This is a genomic window from Stenotrophomonas riyadhensis (assembly GCF_040256885.1).
Lineage (GTDB): Bacteria > Pseudomonadota > Gammaproteobacteria > Xanthomonadales > Xanthomonadaceae > Stenotrophomonas > Stenotrophomonas riyadhensis.
Window position 1 is genome coordinate 3733919 of the sequence record NZ_CP155568.1, and the last position, 15601, is coordinate 3749519.

At 65.6% G+C, this 15601-nt stretch carries 12 protein-coding genes; 2 read left to right on the forward strand and 10 right to left on the reverse strand.

The window, feature by feature from the left end:
* Positions 1-51 precede the first annotated feature (51 nt).
* Complete coding sequence (locus tag SriyCCGPB3_RS17270; protein ID WP_350259558.1) at positions 52-552, reverse strand: CS1 type fimbrial major subunit; 501 nt, start codon at positions 550-552, stop codon at positions 52-54.
* Positions 553-870: 318 nt separating this feature from the next.
* Positions 871-1635, reverse strand: a complete 765-nt coding sequence (locus tag SriyCCGPB3_RS17275; protein ID WP_350259559.1) for an alpha/beta fold hydrolase — start codon at positions 1633-1635, stop codon at positions 871-873.
* A gap of 93 nt (positions 1636-1728) precedes the next feature.
* On the opposite strand from SriyCCGPB3_RS17275, the gene SriyCCGPB3_RS17280 reads away from it, so the two are divergent.
* The gene (locus tag SriyCCGPB3_RS17280; RefSeq protein ID WP_110713465.1) at positions 1729-2502 is read left to right on the forward strand and encodes an AraC family transcriptional regulator; all 774 of its coding nucleotides are present in this window, start codon (positions 1729-1731) and stop codon (positions 2500-2502) included.
* Between the two features lie 160 nt (positions 2503-2662).
* On the opposite strand, the gene SriyCCGPB3_RS17285 is transcribed toward SriyCCGPB3_RS17280, so the two are convergent.
* The 8 genes from SriyCCGPB3_RS17285 to gmk all read right to left on the reverse strand — a co-directional run bounded on the left by SriyCCGPB3_RS17285 (position 2663) and on the right by gmk (position 12236).
* Positions 2663-3940, reverse strand: coding sequence for a citrate synthase (locus SriyCCGPB3_RS17285; protein ID WP_110713467.1), 1278 nt, complete (start codon positions 3938-3940; stop codon positions 2663-2665).
* Between the two features lie 296 nt (positions 3941-4236).
* Entirely contained in the window at positions 4237-4479 is a 243-nt protein-coding gene (locus SriyCCGPB3_RS17290) for a type B 50S ribosomal protein L31 (protein WP_010484049.1), read from the reverse strand.
* Between the two features lie 88 nt (positions 4480-4567).
* Positions 4568-5506, reverse strand: coding sequence for a nucleoside hydrolase (locus SriyCCGPB3_RS17295; RefSeq protein ID WP_032127836.1), 939 nt, complete (start codon positions 5504-5506; stop codon positions 4568-4570).
* 524 nt (positions 5507-6030) lie between these two features.
* The gene (gene recG / locus SriyCCGPB3_RS17300) at positions 6031-8082 is read right to left on the reverse strand and encodes an ATP-dependent DNA helicase RecG (RefSeq protein WP_433963297.1); all 2052 of its coding nucleotides are present in this window, start codon (positions 8080-8082) and stop codon (positions 6031-6033) included.
* Positions 8083-8149: 67 nt separating this feature from the next.
* Positions 8150-8536 (reverse strand): RidA family protein, encoded by a 387-nt coding sequence (locus tag SriyCCGPB3_RS17305; protein WP_005410875.1) that lies wholly within the window; start codon positions 8534-8536, stop codon positions 8150-8152.
* A 355-nt stretch (positions 8537-8891) separates the two neighbouring features.
* Positions 8892-11054: a RelA/SpoT family protein gene (locus tag SriyCCGPB3_RS17310; RefSeq protein ID WP_093999555.1), complete on the reverse strand. Its 2163-nt coding sequence runs from the start codon at positions 11052-11054 to the stop codon at positions 8892-8894.
* A 106-nt stretch (positions 11055-11160) separates the two neighbouring features.
* On the reverse strand, positions 11161-11460 hold the full coding sequence (gene rpoZ / locus SriyCCGPB3_RS17315; protein ID WP_005410877.1) for a DNA-directed RNA polymerase subunit omega: 300 nt from the start codon (positions 11458-11460) through the stop codon (positions 11161-11163).
* Positions 11461-11570: 110 nt separating this feature from the next.
* Positions 11571-12236 (reverse strand): guanylate kinase, encoded by a 666-nt coding sequence (gmk, locus tag SriyCCGPB3_RS17320; protein ID WP_110713473.1) that lies wholly within the window; start codon positions 12234-12236, stop codon positions 11571-11573.
* A 290-nt stretch (positions 12237-12526) separates the two neighbouring features.
* Here gmk and fdnG point away from each other — a divergent pair, with 290 nt between their 5' ends.
* Positions 12527-15595, forward strand: coding sequence for a formate dehydrogenase-N subunit alpha (fdnG, locus tag SriyCCGPB3_RS17325; RefSeq protein ID WP_350259560.1), 3069 nt, complete (start codon positions 12527-12529; stop codon positions 15593-15595).
* The last annotated feature ends 6 nt before the right edge of the window (positions 15596-15601 follow it).

Sequence of the window (15601 nt, forward strand, 5' to 3'; positions counted from 1 at the left end):
CTGGAGAAACGGCCGGCCCGCAATGCGGGCCGGCGCTGGGGAAGCCTTCGATCAGGGCTTCTGGCTCAGCACGATGTTGACGATGCCCGAGTAGCGCCCCTGGGTCGTAAGCGGCGCCGGAGCGGTCTGGGCGATGACCAGCGGCATCGAGATCGACGCGCCCGGGGTCGAACCGGCACCGGTGAACAGATCGGCTGCCTTGAATTCGACGGCAGTGAGGCCGAGTGCGCGATTGTTGAGGCTGACCGTCATCGGCACGGTGATCTTGCCGTCACCGTTGGCCAACACGAATGCACCACCGATCTTGGCTTCGATATCAGCGGTGTCGTCGTTGGAGTGGATGCGCACGTGCTGGGTGTCCGGAATCAGGCCACGCAGCGGATCGTGGGTCAGGGTGACGGCGTCCGGCAGTGCGCTGCCGTCATCACGCAGCAGGGCCAGGGTCGGGTCGACGTCGGCGTAGACGGAGATCTTGGTTTCCACGGCGTGCGCGGACAGCGAAGCCGTGGCCAGCGCTGCAGCGAGCGCGGCCTTCTTGATAATGGCGTGCATGGGTGTCTCTCTCGGACAAGGGGGAATATGAAAGCCCCCCTCCCCTAAGGAGAAAGGGAGGGAGGCGCCGCCCGCAGAGGTGGTTGCGGGCGACGGAGAGAATGTTAGAAATCCCTTGTCCTGCCGGCCATTCAAGCATTCCTAAAACATTGAATGCTAAGGAAGATTCTTGAAGGCGCTCAATGTTTGAGGGTTATGCAATTTCCCTCATTCGTTGAATGCAACAAACCTCATTGCCTTGCCCTTGTAGAGTCGACTGCTCTTCCGACACTACGCGAAACGCCCGCGCTGCGCGCGTTAGTCGAGCATCGCTCGACTCTACCTCTTGGGCAATGACAACAGAAAGGACTCCATGGCCCCCACCAGGGCCAAGGGTGTCTCATTCATCGGGTAGTGCCCTGCATCCTCCAGAACCTCCAGCGTGGCCTGCCGGTAGCGGCGCAGATAGGTGCGCTCCATCAGTGATCGGTTGAAAGTGGGATCATTCCCACCCACCACCACCTTCAACCGGTGCTCGCCGACGATCTCGTCGCTGAAATCCGTATCTGCCCACGCGGCTAGATAGGCAGCAAACGCGTCGGGCGCTGAGTGCTCCATTGAATAACGGGCCTTCCAATCCAGCCAGGCTGCGGGCAGTCTGCCGCCAGTACTGCGATCGATGATGGCCCTTCGGCTGGCCACGCTGCCGGAAGCGCTCTCCAGAAGTCCTCGCGTGAGTGCGTCATAGGCCATGCCGCCGCAGGGAACGGGCGCGATGGCCAGCATGGACCGCACCCGCTGGGGGGCGAGCACGGCGATGCGCTCGATCGCCATGCCTCCCATGGAATGCCCCGCTACGCTGAACGTTTCCAGCTGAAGTGCATCGGCGAGCGAGAGTGCGTCACGGGCGATTTCGTCGATGCTGTACTGCCCCGCCACATCGCGCATGCCGCCGTAGCCACGGCAGTCCATGAAGATGTAGCTGAAGTGGTCGCGTGACAGCCACGGCTCGATCGGTTCGAACGCGTGTGCGTCGCCGAACCAGCCATGCAGGACCAGGACGGAGTGAGGCCCCTGCCCCACGCGATGAAAAGTGTTGGCCATGAAGCATTGCCGCAATGAGGAGGAGTGTTGATGCTAGGCAACGCAGGCCCGGCCCACCGTCGATGACAGGTCAACCGCTATAGAATCCGGGCCATGCGCAATTCGCTGCTCGATCCCTATGAAGACCTGCCGCGCGATGTCGTGGTCACCTCGAACGACTACGCAGCGTCGTCCACCTTTCCGCGCCATGCCCATCGACGCGGACAGTTCGCGTTCGCCGCGCGCGGCACCATCAGCGTGACGACACCGCAGGGGCGCTGGCTGGTGCCGCCACAGCGCGCCTGCTGGGTTCCCGCCGGGCTGGCCCACGAGATGACGATGCGCGGGCCGGTGACGATGCTCAACGCCTTCCTTTCCATCGAGGCCGCTGCTGCGGTGACGATGCCGGCGCAGTGCCACGTGTATGCCGTTTCGCCGCTGCTGCGGCAGCTGCTGGAAGGCGCAGTGGACCTACCTGCGCTGTACGACGAGGACGGGCGTGCGGGCAAGCTGATGCAGTTGCTGGTCGCGGAGATCGCGTCGATGCCGATGCTTTCCCTGCATGCGCCGTTGCCTGCCGATGCACGCCTGGCGCACGTCTGCCGGGCGCTGTTCGATGCGCCCTCACTCGCCATCGGGCTTGATGAGGTGGCTGCGGATGCAGGCATGAGCCGGCGCACCTTCACGCGGACGTTCCGCGCGGATACCGGGGTGAGTTTCGCCGAGTGGCGGCAGCAGGTGTGCCTGCTGGCGGCCATCGAACGGCTGGGCCAGGGGCAGGCGGTGACACGCGTGGCCCTGGACCTGGGGTATGCGAGTCCCAGTGCGTTTTCCGCCGCGTTCCGGCGCGAACTGGGGTGTTCGCCGAGCCAGTATTCAGAGGTGTAGTGCTCTGCTTTTGTAGAGTCGAGCCATGCTCGACTCAGCAAGAGCAGTCGAGCATGGCTCGACTCTACAAAAGCGTGCCGACCAAGGTTGGCACCCACCAGGGCGGCAAAAAAAACGCCCCGCGGATGCGGGGCGTTCTCGGCACAACCTACGCGGGCGATCAGCCCTGGTAGTCGCGCACGTCGCTGCCGGTGTAGACCTGGCGCGGACGGCCGATCTTCATTTCCGGGTCAACCTGCTGTTCGAGCCAATGCGAGACCCAGCCGGAGGTACGGCCCAGGGCGAACATGACGGTGAACATTTCGGTCGGGATCTGCAGCGCCTTGTAGATGATGCCGCTGTAGAAATCGACGTTCGGGTACAGCTTGCGGGCGACGAAGTACTCGTCCTGCAGCGCGGCCTGTTCCAGCTTCACGGCCACGTCCAGCAGCGGATCCTGCACGCCCAGCTGCTTGAGCACCTTGCTGGTCATCTCGCCGATGACCTTGGCGCGCGGATCGAAGTTCTTGTAGACGCGGTGGCCGAAGCCCATCAGGCGGAAGCCGGAGGTCTTGTCCTTGGCCTTGACCACGGCGGACTCGACGTTGTCGGCGCTGCCGATCTCTTCCAGCATCTTCAGCACGGCTTCGTTGGCACCGCCGTGGGCCGGACCCCACAGCGCGGTGACGCCAGCGGCGACCGACGCGTACGGGTTGGCACCGGTCGAGCCGACCAGGCGCACGGTCGAGGTCGAGGCGTTCTGCTCGTGGTCGGCGTGCAGGATGAACAGCAGGTCCAGCGCCTTGACCACGTCCGGGTTCAGGTCGTACTGGCCATCAGCCGACTCGAAGGTCTGCTTCAGGAAGCGGCTGACGTAGTCCAGCGAGGTATCCGGCTTGTTGGCCGGCAGGCCCTTGCCATGGCGGTAGATCAGCGCCGACAGGGTCGGCACCTTGGCGATCAGGCGCACGGCGGCCTGGCGGCGCTGTTCGGCGTCGGACAGGTCCAGCGAGTCGTGGTAGATGGCCGACAGCTGCGCGATCGCGGCAGCCAGGATGGCCATCGGGTGGGCGTCCTTGGCGAAGCTGCCGATCAGGGTGTTGATCGACGCATCGACGTTGGCTTCGGCGGTCAGCTCATCGGTGAAGGCCTTCAGCTGCTCGGCGCTCGGGCGCTCGCCGTTGATCAGCAGGTAGGCCACTTCGACGTAGCTCGACTTTTCCGACAGCTGTTCGATCGGGTAGCCGCGGTACAGCAGCACGCCCTTGTCGCCGTCGATGTAAGTGATGGCGGACTTGCAGCTGGCCGTCGCGGTGAAGCCGGAATCGTAGGTGAAGAACCCCGTTTCCTTGGTCAGCTTCGCGATGTCGACGCAGTCGTTGCCAAGGGTGGGTTTGATGACGGGCAGAACGACGGACTTATCGCCGGCGTTGAGCGTGACCTGATCAAGATCGGACACTGTGTGCGCTCCTTCATGGGAAGGCGCCTGCCCAAGCGCATTGGTCAGGCACGTGAATGACGTCCTCGGCCTGTGCCGGGGATCACGCCATTATCGCACAGCAGCATTTGCCCGGCGCTAGACAGAAGTCGTATACGACAGGCGGCCAGACGCCGGCCGTTGAGCGGCCCGGATCGGCAAAAGCGTTGTCACACGAACGCAGTGTTCCGTCCATCCAAACGCCCGTTGGGTTGGCGTTGGGGAAAAACAAACGGCCGCGCAGAGCGCGGCCGTCGGTTCGAAGCTGGATCGACAGATCAGCGCGCGTAGCGCTTCTGGAACTTGTCGATACGGCCCGAGGTGTCGATGACCTTGTGCTTGCCCGTGTAGAACGGGTGCGAAGCCGAGGAAATTTCAACCTTCACCAGCGGGTAGTCGTTGCCGTCTTCCCACTTGATGGTTTCCTTCGTCGCCATGGTCGAGCGGGTCAGGATCTTGAAATCGGAGGTGACGTCATGGAAGACGACGTCGCGGTAGTTCGGATGGATATCGGCCTTCATGGGCTCACACCGTAAATGGGCTGGTGGTCAAGAGCGGCATTATAAGCACCGGTTGCCGCTCGGGGCAACCGGTGCCGGTCAATCAACTTCAGTCCGCGCCCAGGGCCTGGCGCACCAGGGCCTCGAAACGCTGCTGGTCGTAGGCCATCAGCAGATCGCAGTTGTCCGGCTGGCCGGTCTGGCGGTTCCAGTCGACGATGGTGGCGCCGCGGCTGAACGTGCCGTTCAGTTCCACGTTCAGCGGACGCGATTCGACCTGCAGCTGCCCTTCCGGGTTCAGTGCCCAGGCCATGGCCACCGCATCGGCGGTGTACCAGCGCCCGCCCTTGCTGTCTTCGGACAGGCCACGGGTCTTGCGCGAGATCAGCTCGTAGAAGCGGGCACGATCGGAATCGGCCTGCAGCCACTTCTCGGCGTCCTGCAGCGGCAGGCCATGGGCGACGGTGGCCTCCCAGTCCGACACCAGCAGGTGCTTGAACGAAGTGAACACCACGTGCGCCGCTTCCGGATCGAACGCAATGTTGAATTCGGCCGCCGGGGTGATGTTGCCGTGGCAGGTGACCGCACCGCCCATGACCACGATGCGCTTGATGCGCTCGGGCAGGGTCGGGTCCAGCTTCAGTGCCAGCGCCAGGTTGGTTAGCGGGCCAAGCATCACCAGCATCAGTTCGCCGGCGTGCTCGTGCGACAGGCGCAGGATGGCCAGCGCGGCATGCTCGGCCTCGGCCTGGCGGCTCGGCGGCGGCAGGTCCACGTCGCCGTAGCCGTCACGGCCATGCACGTGGGCGGCGTCAACGGAGGGATGCAGCAGCGGATCCGGGCTGCCGGCAAACACCGGCACGTCGGCGCGGCCGACGATGTCGCAGAGCTTGAGGGCGTTGCGGACGGTGTACTGCAGGCCGACATTGCCGGCGGCGATGGTCAGGGCGACCACGTCATGCCGTTCGTCGGCAAAGGCCATCAGCAGGGCCAGGGCGTCGTCCACACCGGGGTCGGTGTCGATCAACAGGGGGATCTTGTGGGTCATCGTTGCCGTCTTCAGATCGGCAACGAAGTGTGGACCGGGATGATGACCGTTGCAAGTACGGGGGGTTGGGGTTCGGCAGGGCTGCGCCCTGCACCCGCAGAGGCAGGAGCAACGGCAACAGCAACGGCAACGTCAGAAGCTGGTTTTCTGGAGGATGGCGGGATGGGTCCGGTGGCAGGGGCCGCCGTGAACCCGTCCATGGGGGCTTGGTCGCGGCATCCATGCCGCTCACACCCCTACCACCGGACCCATCCCGCCTTCGACAGATTTCCGCGATCTGTCGGAACGGCGTTCTGCTCTGGTGGGTGTCGACCTCGGTCCACACATCCACGCAATGCGTGGAGGAACATGTAAATGATCGAATTGGCTCTCTGTAGAGTCGAGCCATGCTCGACTCCCGCGCGCAGCGCGAAAAGCAGCCGAGCGTGGGCTCGGCTCTACAGTAGATCCACGCCATGCGTGGATGAGCGTCCCGGGGATGGGGTCAGAGCCCTTTGCTGTGCAAAGGGGTCTGACCCCGCCACTTACGCCGAGGCGTAACGCACGGCGGTGCCGATCCAGCGCTGCACCACGCGATCGGCCAGCGCGGGTTGCTGGGCCAGCAGGCGTTCGGCAAGATCGTGCACGCCGGGCAGCAGGCCGGCGTCGCGGGCCAGATCGGCAATGCGGAAACCGGCCAGGCCGGTCTGGCGGGTACCGAGTAGTTCGCCCGGGCCACGCAGTTCCAGATCCTTTTCGGCGATGACGAACCCATCGTTGGTTTCGCGCATGGTCTGCAAACGCTCGCGCGCCATCTGCGAAAGCGGCGCCTGGTACAGCAGCACGCAGCGCGACACCGCCGAACCGCGGCCCACGCGGCCGCGTAACTGGTGCAGCTGGGCCAGGCCGAGGCGCTCGGCATTCTCGATCACCATCAGCGAAGCGTTCGGTACGTCCACGCCCACTTCGATGACCGTGGTCGCCACCAGCAGATCGATCTCACCCGCCTTGAACGCCACCATCGTCGCCAGCTTCTCGGCGGCCTTCAGGCGGCCATGCACCAGCCCCACGCGCACGCCCGGCAGCAGCGCCTGCAGCGATTCGTAGGTGGCCTGCGCCGGCGTGGCGTCGAGCTCTTCGCTTTCCTCGATGAGCGTGCACACCCAGTACACCTGCCGCCCTTCCTGGCAGGCCAGCGCGATGCGCTCGATCAGTTCGGGACGGCGATCGTTGTTGAGTGCCACGGTCTGCACCGGTGTGCGGCCGGGAGGCAGTTCGTCAATGGCCGACACATCCAGATCCGCGTATTCGGACATCGCCAGCGTGCGCGGAATCGGCGTGGCGGTCATCACCAGCTGGTGCGGCACGCTGTTGCCACCCGCGCCCTTGTCGCGCAGGGCCAGCCGCTGGTGCACGCCGAAGCGGTGCTGTTCGTCGACGATGGCCAGAGCCAGATCCTGGAATACCACCGCCTCCTGCATCAGTGCATGGGTACCGACCACCACCTGCGCTTCGCCGTTGGCGACCTGCTCCATCACCTTGGCGCGCGCCTTGCCGGTGACCTTGCCGGCCAGCCAGGCGATACGCACGCCCAGCGGTTCCAGCCAGCCGCGCAGGTTGTTGAGATGCTGCTCGGCCAGCAGTTCGGTGGGCGCTGCCAATGCGACCTGCTTACCCTGCTCGACTGCCAGCATCGCGGCCAGTGCGGCGACCACGGTCTTGCCGGAGCCGACGTCGCCCTGCACCAGCCGCAGCATCGGGCTGGGCCGTGCGAGGTCTTCGCGAATCTGCTTGAACACACGCGCCTGTGCACCCGTCAGCGCGAACGGCAGCTGTTTCAGCAGCGCCTTGGCCAGCTTGCCGGGGCCGGCCAGCGGCGGCGCATGGTGCGCCTGCAAGGCAATACGCTGGCGGCGCAGGCTAAGGTGATGGGCCAGCAGCTCTTCCATTGCCAGACGACGCTGCGCCGGGTGGGTGCCTGCTGCCAAGGCGGCCAGATCGGCATCCGGCGGCGGCCGATGCACGGTCAGCAGCGCACTGCGCAGCGACGGTAGGCCGAGGCCATCCAGCCAGCCGCTGGGCAGCAGTTCCAGCGTGCTTTCCTCAGGCAGGCGATCCAGCGCCTGACCGATCAGCTTGCGCATGGTCATCGGGCCGACGCCTTCGACGGTGGGATACACCGGGTCGAGGCGGTCGCCGAGTTCGGGATCGTCGTTGCGGCCCAGCAGCTGGTAGCTGGGATGGACGATTTCCAGGCCGAGGTGGCCGGGTTTGGGCGTGCCGAAGCAGCGCAGCCGGTTGCCGACCGCGAACTGGCCGACCTGCTGCTGGCGGAAATGGAAGAAGCGCAGCACCAGGGTGCCCTGCCCCTCATCCTCCACCGCCACTTTCAGCATCGGCCGGTAGCGCATGCCGCGCTCGACCGCGACCACCCGCACTTCCACCTGCGCCGGCACGCCATTGCGCAGGTCTTCGATGCGGGTCAGCCGGGTCCGGTCTTCATAGCGCAGCGGCAGATGAAGCCAGAGATCCTGCAGGGTGGCCAGGCCACGCGCCTGCAGTTTGGCGGCCACGGCCGGGCCCACGCCAGCGAGCATCGCCAGGGATGCTTCGCCGGACGGTGACAGGACCGGGGTGACCGCCGCCTTGCGTGCCACGTGGCGGTCAGTCGATGACCATCACCGCGTCGACCTCGAAGTTGGCGCCCTTCGGCAGGCCGGAGACTTCGATGGTGGAACGGGCCGGGTACGGGGCCTGGAAGTAGTCCTGCATGACGGCGTTGACCTTGGCGAACTCGCCCAGGTCGGTCAGGTACAGGCCCAGGCGCACGACCTTGTCCAGCGAGCCGCCAGCGGCTTCGGCCACGGCCTTGAGGTTGTCGAAGGCGCGGCGGGCCTGGGCTTCGACGTCACCGGCGCCGACGATGTCGCCGGTGGCCGGGTCGAGCGGGATCTGGCCGGAGAAATACACGGTGTTGCCGGCGCGCACGGCCTGCGAGTACGGGCCGATGGCGGCGGGGGCCTTTTCGGTGTTGATGATCTGGCGGGACATGGGTCGCTCCGGTGCTTGGGGGAAAACAGAGCGGTGATTGTACCGGGTGGGGGCGCGCGTCGGCTGGGGTCGGATCCGTTTCCCGGCGGGAAACGGCTCTGACCCTGCACGGTGATGGTAGTGCCGGCCGCTGGCCGGCAACTCCATGAACGTTTGCCGGCATCGCAAGGTTGCCGGTCAGCGGCCGGCACAACCGGGAATATCCACGCATGGCTTGGATCTACTGCGATACAACCGGTAGCGTCGGGCCATTCCCGGCGAACGCGCGATCATCCACGCATTGTGTGGACCTACGGCGGGATTCAATGGGGTCAGAGCCCTCTCCGCAGGAGAGGGATCCGACCCCGGGTTCGCGTTACTGGCGGCGTACCGATTGCACGACCGACAGGCGGCGCAGGCGGCGCATCACTTCGGCCAGGTGGTTGCGGTCGCGCACCTGGATGTTGAACGCCAGCACGGCAGCGTTGAAGTCACGGTCCAGGTAGTCCACCCGTTCGATGTTGGAGTGGCTCTGGGCGATGGCGGCGGCCAGCTGCGCCAGCACGCCGGTGCCGTTCTCCACTTCCACCACCAGCGATGTGTCGTAGTCGCCGGAAACGGTGGTGTCCCAGCCGATCGGCACCCAGCGCTCGGGCGACTTGCGCAGCTCGGCCAGGTTCGGGCAGTCCATGCGGTGCACCACGATGCCCTTGCCGGCGGTGTGGTAGCCCATGATCTCGTCGCCGGGAATCGGCTGGCAGCAACCGGCGAAGGTGACCACGCCGCGCTCGCTGCCGTTGATCAGGATCTTTTCCTGCGAGTGGTGGCGCGAATGCGGGCCGCCACGCAGTTCGGCATAGGCCATCAGCGCCTGCGCGGCCTGGGTCGGCATCCAGTTGCCCAGTGCGACCTCGGCCAGCAGTGCCTCCAGGCGCGGGAAGCGGTGCTCGGCCAGGAACGCATCCAGGCGCCCCTTCGGCAGCCGCTCCAGCGACGAATCCATCGCCTCCAGCGCACGGTCGAGCATGCGGTGGCCGAGCTGCACGGCGTCTTCGTGCTCCAGCTGCTTGAGCTGGTGGCGGATGGCGGTGCGCGCCTTGCTGGTGACCACGAATTCCAGCCACTGCGGTTTCGGCGTGGCCGAGCGGGCGGTGATGATCTCCACCGACTGCCCGGACACCAGCTTGGTGCGCAGTGGCACCAGTTTCTTGTCCACGCGCGAGGCCACGGCCATGTTGCCGACATCGGTATGCACGGCGTAGGCGAAGTCCAGCGCGGTGGAGTTGCGCGGCAGGGCCAGGATCTTGCCCTTCGGGGTGAACAGGTAGACCTCGTCCGGGAACAGGTCGACCTTGACGTTGTCGAGGAACTCCAGCGAGGACCCGGCGGCGCGCTGCGAGTCGATCAGCTCGACGATCCAGGCGTGCGCGCGGCTCTGCGCGCTGTTGGGCGAATCACCACCGAACTTGTAGGTCCAGTGCGCGGCCACGCCGCGTTCGGCAATCAGGTCCATTTCCTCGGTGCGGATCTGCACCTCGATCGGCGAGCCATAAGGCCCGAACAGCACGGTGTGCAGCGACTGGTAACCGTTGGCCTTGGGAATGGCGATGAAGTCGCGGAAGCGGCCATCCAGCGGCTTGAAGGTGGCATGCACCGAACCCAGCGCGTGGTAGCAGCTGGGCACGCTGCGCACGACCAGGCGGAAGCCGAACACGTCCATCACCTGGTCGAAGGATTTGTTCTCGTCGCGCATCTTGTTGTAGATGCTCCACGGGGTCTTGATGCGGCTGACCAGGCGGTGCTCGATCCCTTCTTTGGCCAGGCGCTGCGACAGCTGCACTTCCACCTGCGCCATCGCCTCGCGGCGCACTACCGGCTGACTGCGGATGTGTTTCTCGATGATGGCGTGGCGCCACGGGTACAGCGCCTTGAAACCGAGGTTCTGCAGCTCGCTCTTGACCAGGCTCATGCCCAGGCGCTGGGCGATGGGTGCGTAGATCTCCAGCGTCTCGCGGGCAATGCGGCCGCGTGCTTCGCGGCTCTGCGCGCCCAGCGTGCGCATGTTGTGCAGGCGGTCGGCCAGCTTGATCATGATCACGCGCAGGTCGCGCGACATCGCCAGCAGCATCTTGCGGAAGCTCTCGGCGGCTGCTTCCTGGCGGTCGCGGAACTTCAGCTTGTCCAGCTTGGTCACGCCGTCGACCAGTTCGGCCACGGCTTCGCCGAACTCGGCGGCCAGCGCCTCACGGGTCAGCGGGGTGTCTTCGATGGTGTCGTGCAGGATCGCGGCGATCAGCGCTTCCACGTCCAGGCCGAGCTCGGCCAGCACCTGGGCCACGGCCACTGGATGGGTGATATAGGGCTCGCCCGACTTGCGCGTCTGCCCAGCGTGCGCGGCGGCGCCGACTTCCCAGGCACGGCGCAACAGCGGCAGCTGTTCCGGCGGCAGGTAATGGGCGGCGCGTTCAAGCTGGAGGACGTAGTCGGGTACGGCGGCAGCGGGGGCTGCGGCGACCTTGGCAGTGGGGCCTGGGTTCATGCCCGAAGCCTATTCCAGCGCGACGTTTACGGCAAATCCTGAATGCGAAACAGCCCGCACGGGGCGGGCTGTTCGGCACATCCAACGATTACGTTGATCGATGCGATCAATCGTCGTTCTTGGACATGTCTTCGTCGGCGACCACTTCCGCGGCAGCCCACTCCAGCGCTTCGCGCTCGGCGCGCTCACGCTCGGCCTTCTCGACTTCGTCGATCAGCGCGTTGTCGATCTTGCGGGCAGCGATTTCGCGCAGCGCCAGCACGGTCGGCTTGTCCTCGGTCTCGCTGTTGTCCAGCGTGGCCTGCACGCCGTTGGCGAGCTGGCGGGCACGCTTGGAAGCCATCATGACCAGTTCGAAACGGTTGTTAACGACTTCCAGGCAATCTTCTACGGTGATGCGGGCCATACGGGCTCCCGGCGACCGGTCGGCCGCTCAGTCGAATGAGGGAAAGGGGACGGAGTGTACTGGCAGGGGCTGGACAAAATCAAGCCAACCCCTACCCGATTCTTTTGGAATCAGTCAGTTGCGCCCGGATCGGGGGTCAACAGGGCCTGGATCAGGCCAGCGTGGCGGACCTTCTGGGCCTCCCGGCGCAGCCGGCTGGCGGTGAAGATGGCGCACAGCTCGTCCACGGCGGTGTCGAACACCTCGTTGACGATCACGTAATCGAACTCGTTGAAGTGCAGCATCTCGTCACGGGCCGCGCCCAGGCGCTGGGCGATGACCGCCTCGCTGTCCTGGCCGCGCTTGCGCATGCGGTCCTGCAGGGCCTGCTTGGACGGCGGCAGGATGAACACGGTGACCGTGCCCGGCACCAGCTGGCGCACCTGCTGCGCGCCCTGCCAGTCGATCTCCAGCAGCACGTCCTGGCCGGCGGCCAGCTGCGGTTCCACCGACTGGCGGGCGGTGCCCTTCCAGTCACCGTGCACCCAGGCATGCTCGAAGAAGTCGCCGGCAGCGATCATCTGTTCGAACTTCTCGGCGCTGACGAAGTGGTAGTGCTGGCCGTTCACTTCACCGGGGCGCATCGCGCGCGAGGTGAAGGAGATCGACAGGGCGATCTGCGGGTCACGCGCCAGGGTGGCGTTGACGATGCTGCTCTTGCCGGCGCCGGAGGGCGCCGCAACGATGTACAGCGTGCCGCGCGCGACGGCGTCCGACGGAGTAGACGGGGCGCTCATGCACGGAACCCAACTGGTTGATTTCGCAAAATTTTTCCTCGATGTTCCAGATCCGGCGCGGAGGATCGCGCCAGGACGGCGGGGGCTGCGCGGAACATCCTGGAACCAGGCCCGGCAGACGACTCCCCGGGGTGCGGGCACGCAACTTTACCAGAGCCGCCCCTTGCCGCGCCCGCCCGGCAGGCGCCGGGCCTTGTGCCACATGGGCATGCGGGGGCCTGTGCTATAACCGGGCCGTACCCAACGACAGCCCGGAGGCCCGTGCCTCCCCGCCATCCCAGGAGAACGGCATGCCATCGATGAGCCGCCGCCAGTTCCTGAAAGTGACCGGGACAACCCTGGTCGGCTCCAGCCTGGCACTGATGGGCTTCGCGCCCGGCATCGCGCTCGCGGAGGTTCGGCAATACAAGCTGACCCGCGCGACCGAGACCCGCAACACCTGTACATACTGTTCGGTGGCCTGCGGCATCCTGATGTACAGCCTCGGCGACGGCGCCAAGAACGCCGAGTCGAGCATCTTCCATATCGAGGGCGACCCGGACCATCCGGTCAACCGCGGCACGCTGTGCCCGAAGGGTGCCGGCCTGGCCGACATCATCCACAGCAAGTCGCGCCTGCTCTACCCCGAGTACCGCGCACCGGGCTCGAACGAGTGGAAGCGGCTGAGCTGGGACGATGCGCTGGACCGCATCGCGCGGCTGATGAAGGAAGACCGCGATGCAAACTTCGTGCAGAAGAACGAGGCCGGGCAGACGGTCAACCGCTGGCTGACCACCGGCATGCTGGCGGCCTCGGCGACCAGCAATGAAACCGCGGTGCTGACCCACAAGGTCGTCCGCTCCCTTGGCATGTTGGCATTCGACAACCAGGCACGTGTCTGACACGGCCCGACGGTGGCAGGTCTTGCCCCGACGCTAGGCCGTGGTGCGATGACGAATCACTGGGTCGACATCAAGAATGCCGACCTGATCCTGATCATGGGTGGCAATGCCGCCGAGGCACACCCGTGCGGGTTCAAATGGGTGACCGAGGCGAAGGCACACAACAAGGCCCGACTGATCGTGGTCGATCCGCGCTTCAACCGCTCGGCCGCGGTGGCCGACGTGTATGCGCCGATCCGTACCGGCACCGACATCGTGTTCCTGGGCGGCCTGATCAACTACCTGTTGACCGAGGACCGCATCCAGCACGAGTACGTGCTGAACTACACCGACATGTCGTTCCTGGTGAAGGACGAGTTCGCCTTCAAGGACGGCCTGTATTCGGGCTACAACGAAGAGAAGCGCAGCTACGACCGCTCCAGCTGGGACTACGCCTACGGTGACGATGGCTTCGTGCGCAGCGACCCGACGCTGAAGGACCCGCGCTGCGTCTACACCCTGCTCAAGCAGCACTACGCGCGCTACACCGTGGAGATGGTCGAACGCATCTGCGGCACGCCCGCCGACAGCATCCGCCAGGTCTGGGACATGATCGCGTCCACCGCCGGCAAGGACAAGGCGATGACCATCCTGTACGCGCTGGGTTGGACGCAGCACTCGATCGGCGCGCAGAACGTGCGCGCCGGCACCATGGTGCAGCTGCTGCTGGGCAACATCGGCGTGGCCGGCGGCGGCATGAACGCGCTGCGCGGGCATTCCAACATCCAGGGCCTGACCGACATCGGCTTGATGTCCGACCTGCTGCCCGGCTACCTGACGCTGCCGAAACAGGACGAGCAGGACTACGACGCTTACATCGCCAAGCGCACGCAGAAGCCACTGCGCGCCAACCAGATGTCGTTCTGGCAGAACTACCCGAAGTTCCACGTCAGCCTGATGAAGTCGTGGTGGGGCGACGCCGCTACCGCCGACAACAACTGGTGCTTCGACCATCTGCCCAAGCTCGACAAGCCGTACGACATGCTGCAGGCGTACGAGCTGATGAACGAGGGCAAGATCCACGGCTACATCTGCCAGGGGTTCAACCCGCTGGCTTCGGCGCCGAACAAGGGCAAGCTGATCAGTGCGTTCTCCAAGCTGAAGTTCATGGTCAGCATGGACCCGCTGGAAACCGAGACCATTGCCTTCTGGCAGAACCATGGTGCGTTGAACGACGTCGATCCGGGCACGATCCAGACCGAAGTATTCCGCCTGCCGACCACCTCCTTCGCCGAGGAGAACGGCGCGGTGGTGAACTCCTCGCGTTGGCTGCAGTGGCACTGGAAGGGTGCCAATCCGCCGGGCGAAGCACGCAGCGACATCGAGATCATGTCCGAGCTGTTCCATCGCATCAAAGCGATGTACGAGAAGGACGGCGGTGCGTGGTGGGAGCCGGTGCGCGACCTGGCCTGGAAGTACTCCAACTCGGAACTGCCAACGCCGGAAGAACTGGCGATGGAATACAACGGCAAGGCGCTGGCCGACGTGTTCGATCCGAAGGACCCGACCAAGCTGGTGCGCAAGGCCGGCGAGCAGCTGGCCGCGTTCGGCGACCTGCGCGACGACGGCAGCACCTCCTCCGGCTGCTGGATCTACATCGGTGCCTGGGGCCCGACCGGCAACATGATGGCGCGGCGTGACAACAGCGACCCCACCGGCATCGGCAACACGCTGGGCTGGGCCTGGGCGTGGCCTGCCAACCGCCGCGTGATGTACAACCGCGCGTCGTGCGACGTGGCTGGCCAACCCTTCGATCCGCGCCGCACGCTGCTGGCCTGGAACGGCAAGAACTGGGGCAGCGTGGACGTGCCGGACTTCAAGGCCGACGAAGATCCCGCCGGCGGCATGGGCCCGTTCATCATGAACCCAGAGGGTATCGCCCGCTTCTTCGCCAAGGCCGGCATGGCCGAGGGCCCGTTCCCGGAGCACTACGAACCGTTCGACACCCCGCTGCGCAGCAACCCGCTCAGCCCGGGGCAGGCACTGACGCTGAACAACCCGGCGGCACGCGTGTTCGCCAGCGATCGCGCACAGATCGGCTCGCCGGACGAGTTCCCGCATGTGGCCACCACCTACCGCCTGACCGAGCATTTCCACTTCTGGACCAAGCACGGCAAGCTCAACGCGATCATCCAGCCCGAGCAGTTCGTCGAGATCGGCGCGGCCCTGGCCGACGAGCTGGGCATCAACAACGGCAGCCGCGTGCGGGTCAGTTCCAAGCGCGGGCACATCGAAGCGGTGGCGATGGTGACCAAGCGCATCAAGGCCCTGCAGATCGATGGCAGAACCGTGCACCAGGTGGGCGTGCCGATCCACTGGGGCTTCCTCGGTGCGGCCAAGCCCGGATACATCGCCAATACGCTGACCAACGCCATCGGTGACGGCAACTCGCAGACGCCCGAATCGAAGTGCATCCTGGTCAAGGTCGAGAAGGTGTAGGAGACA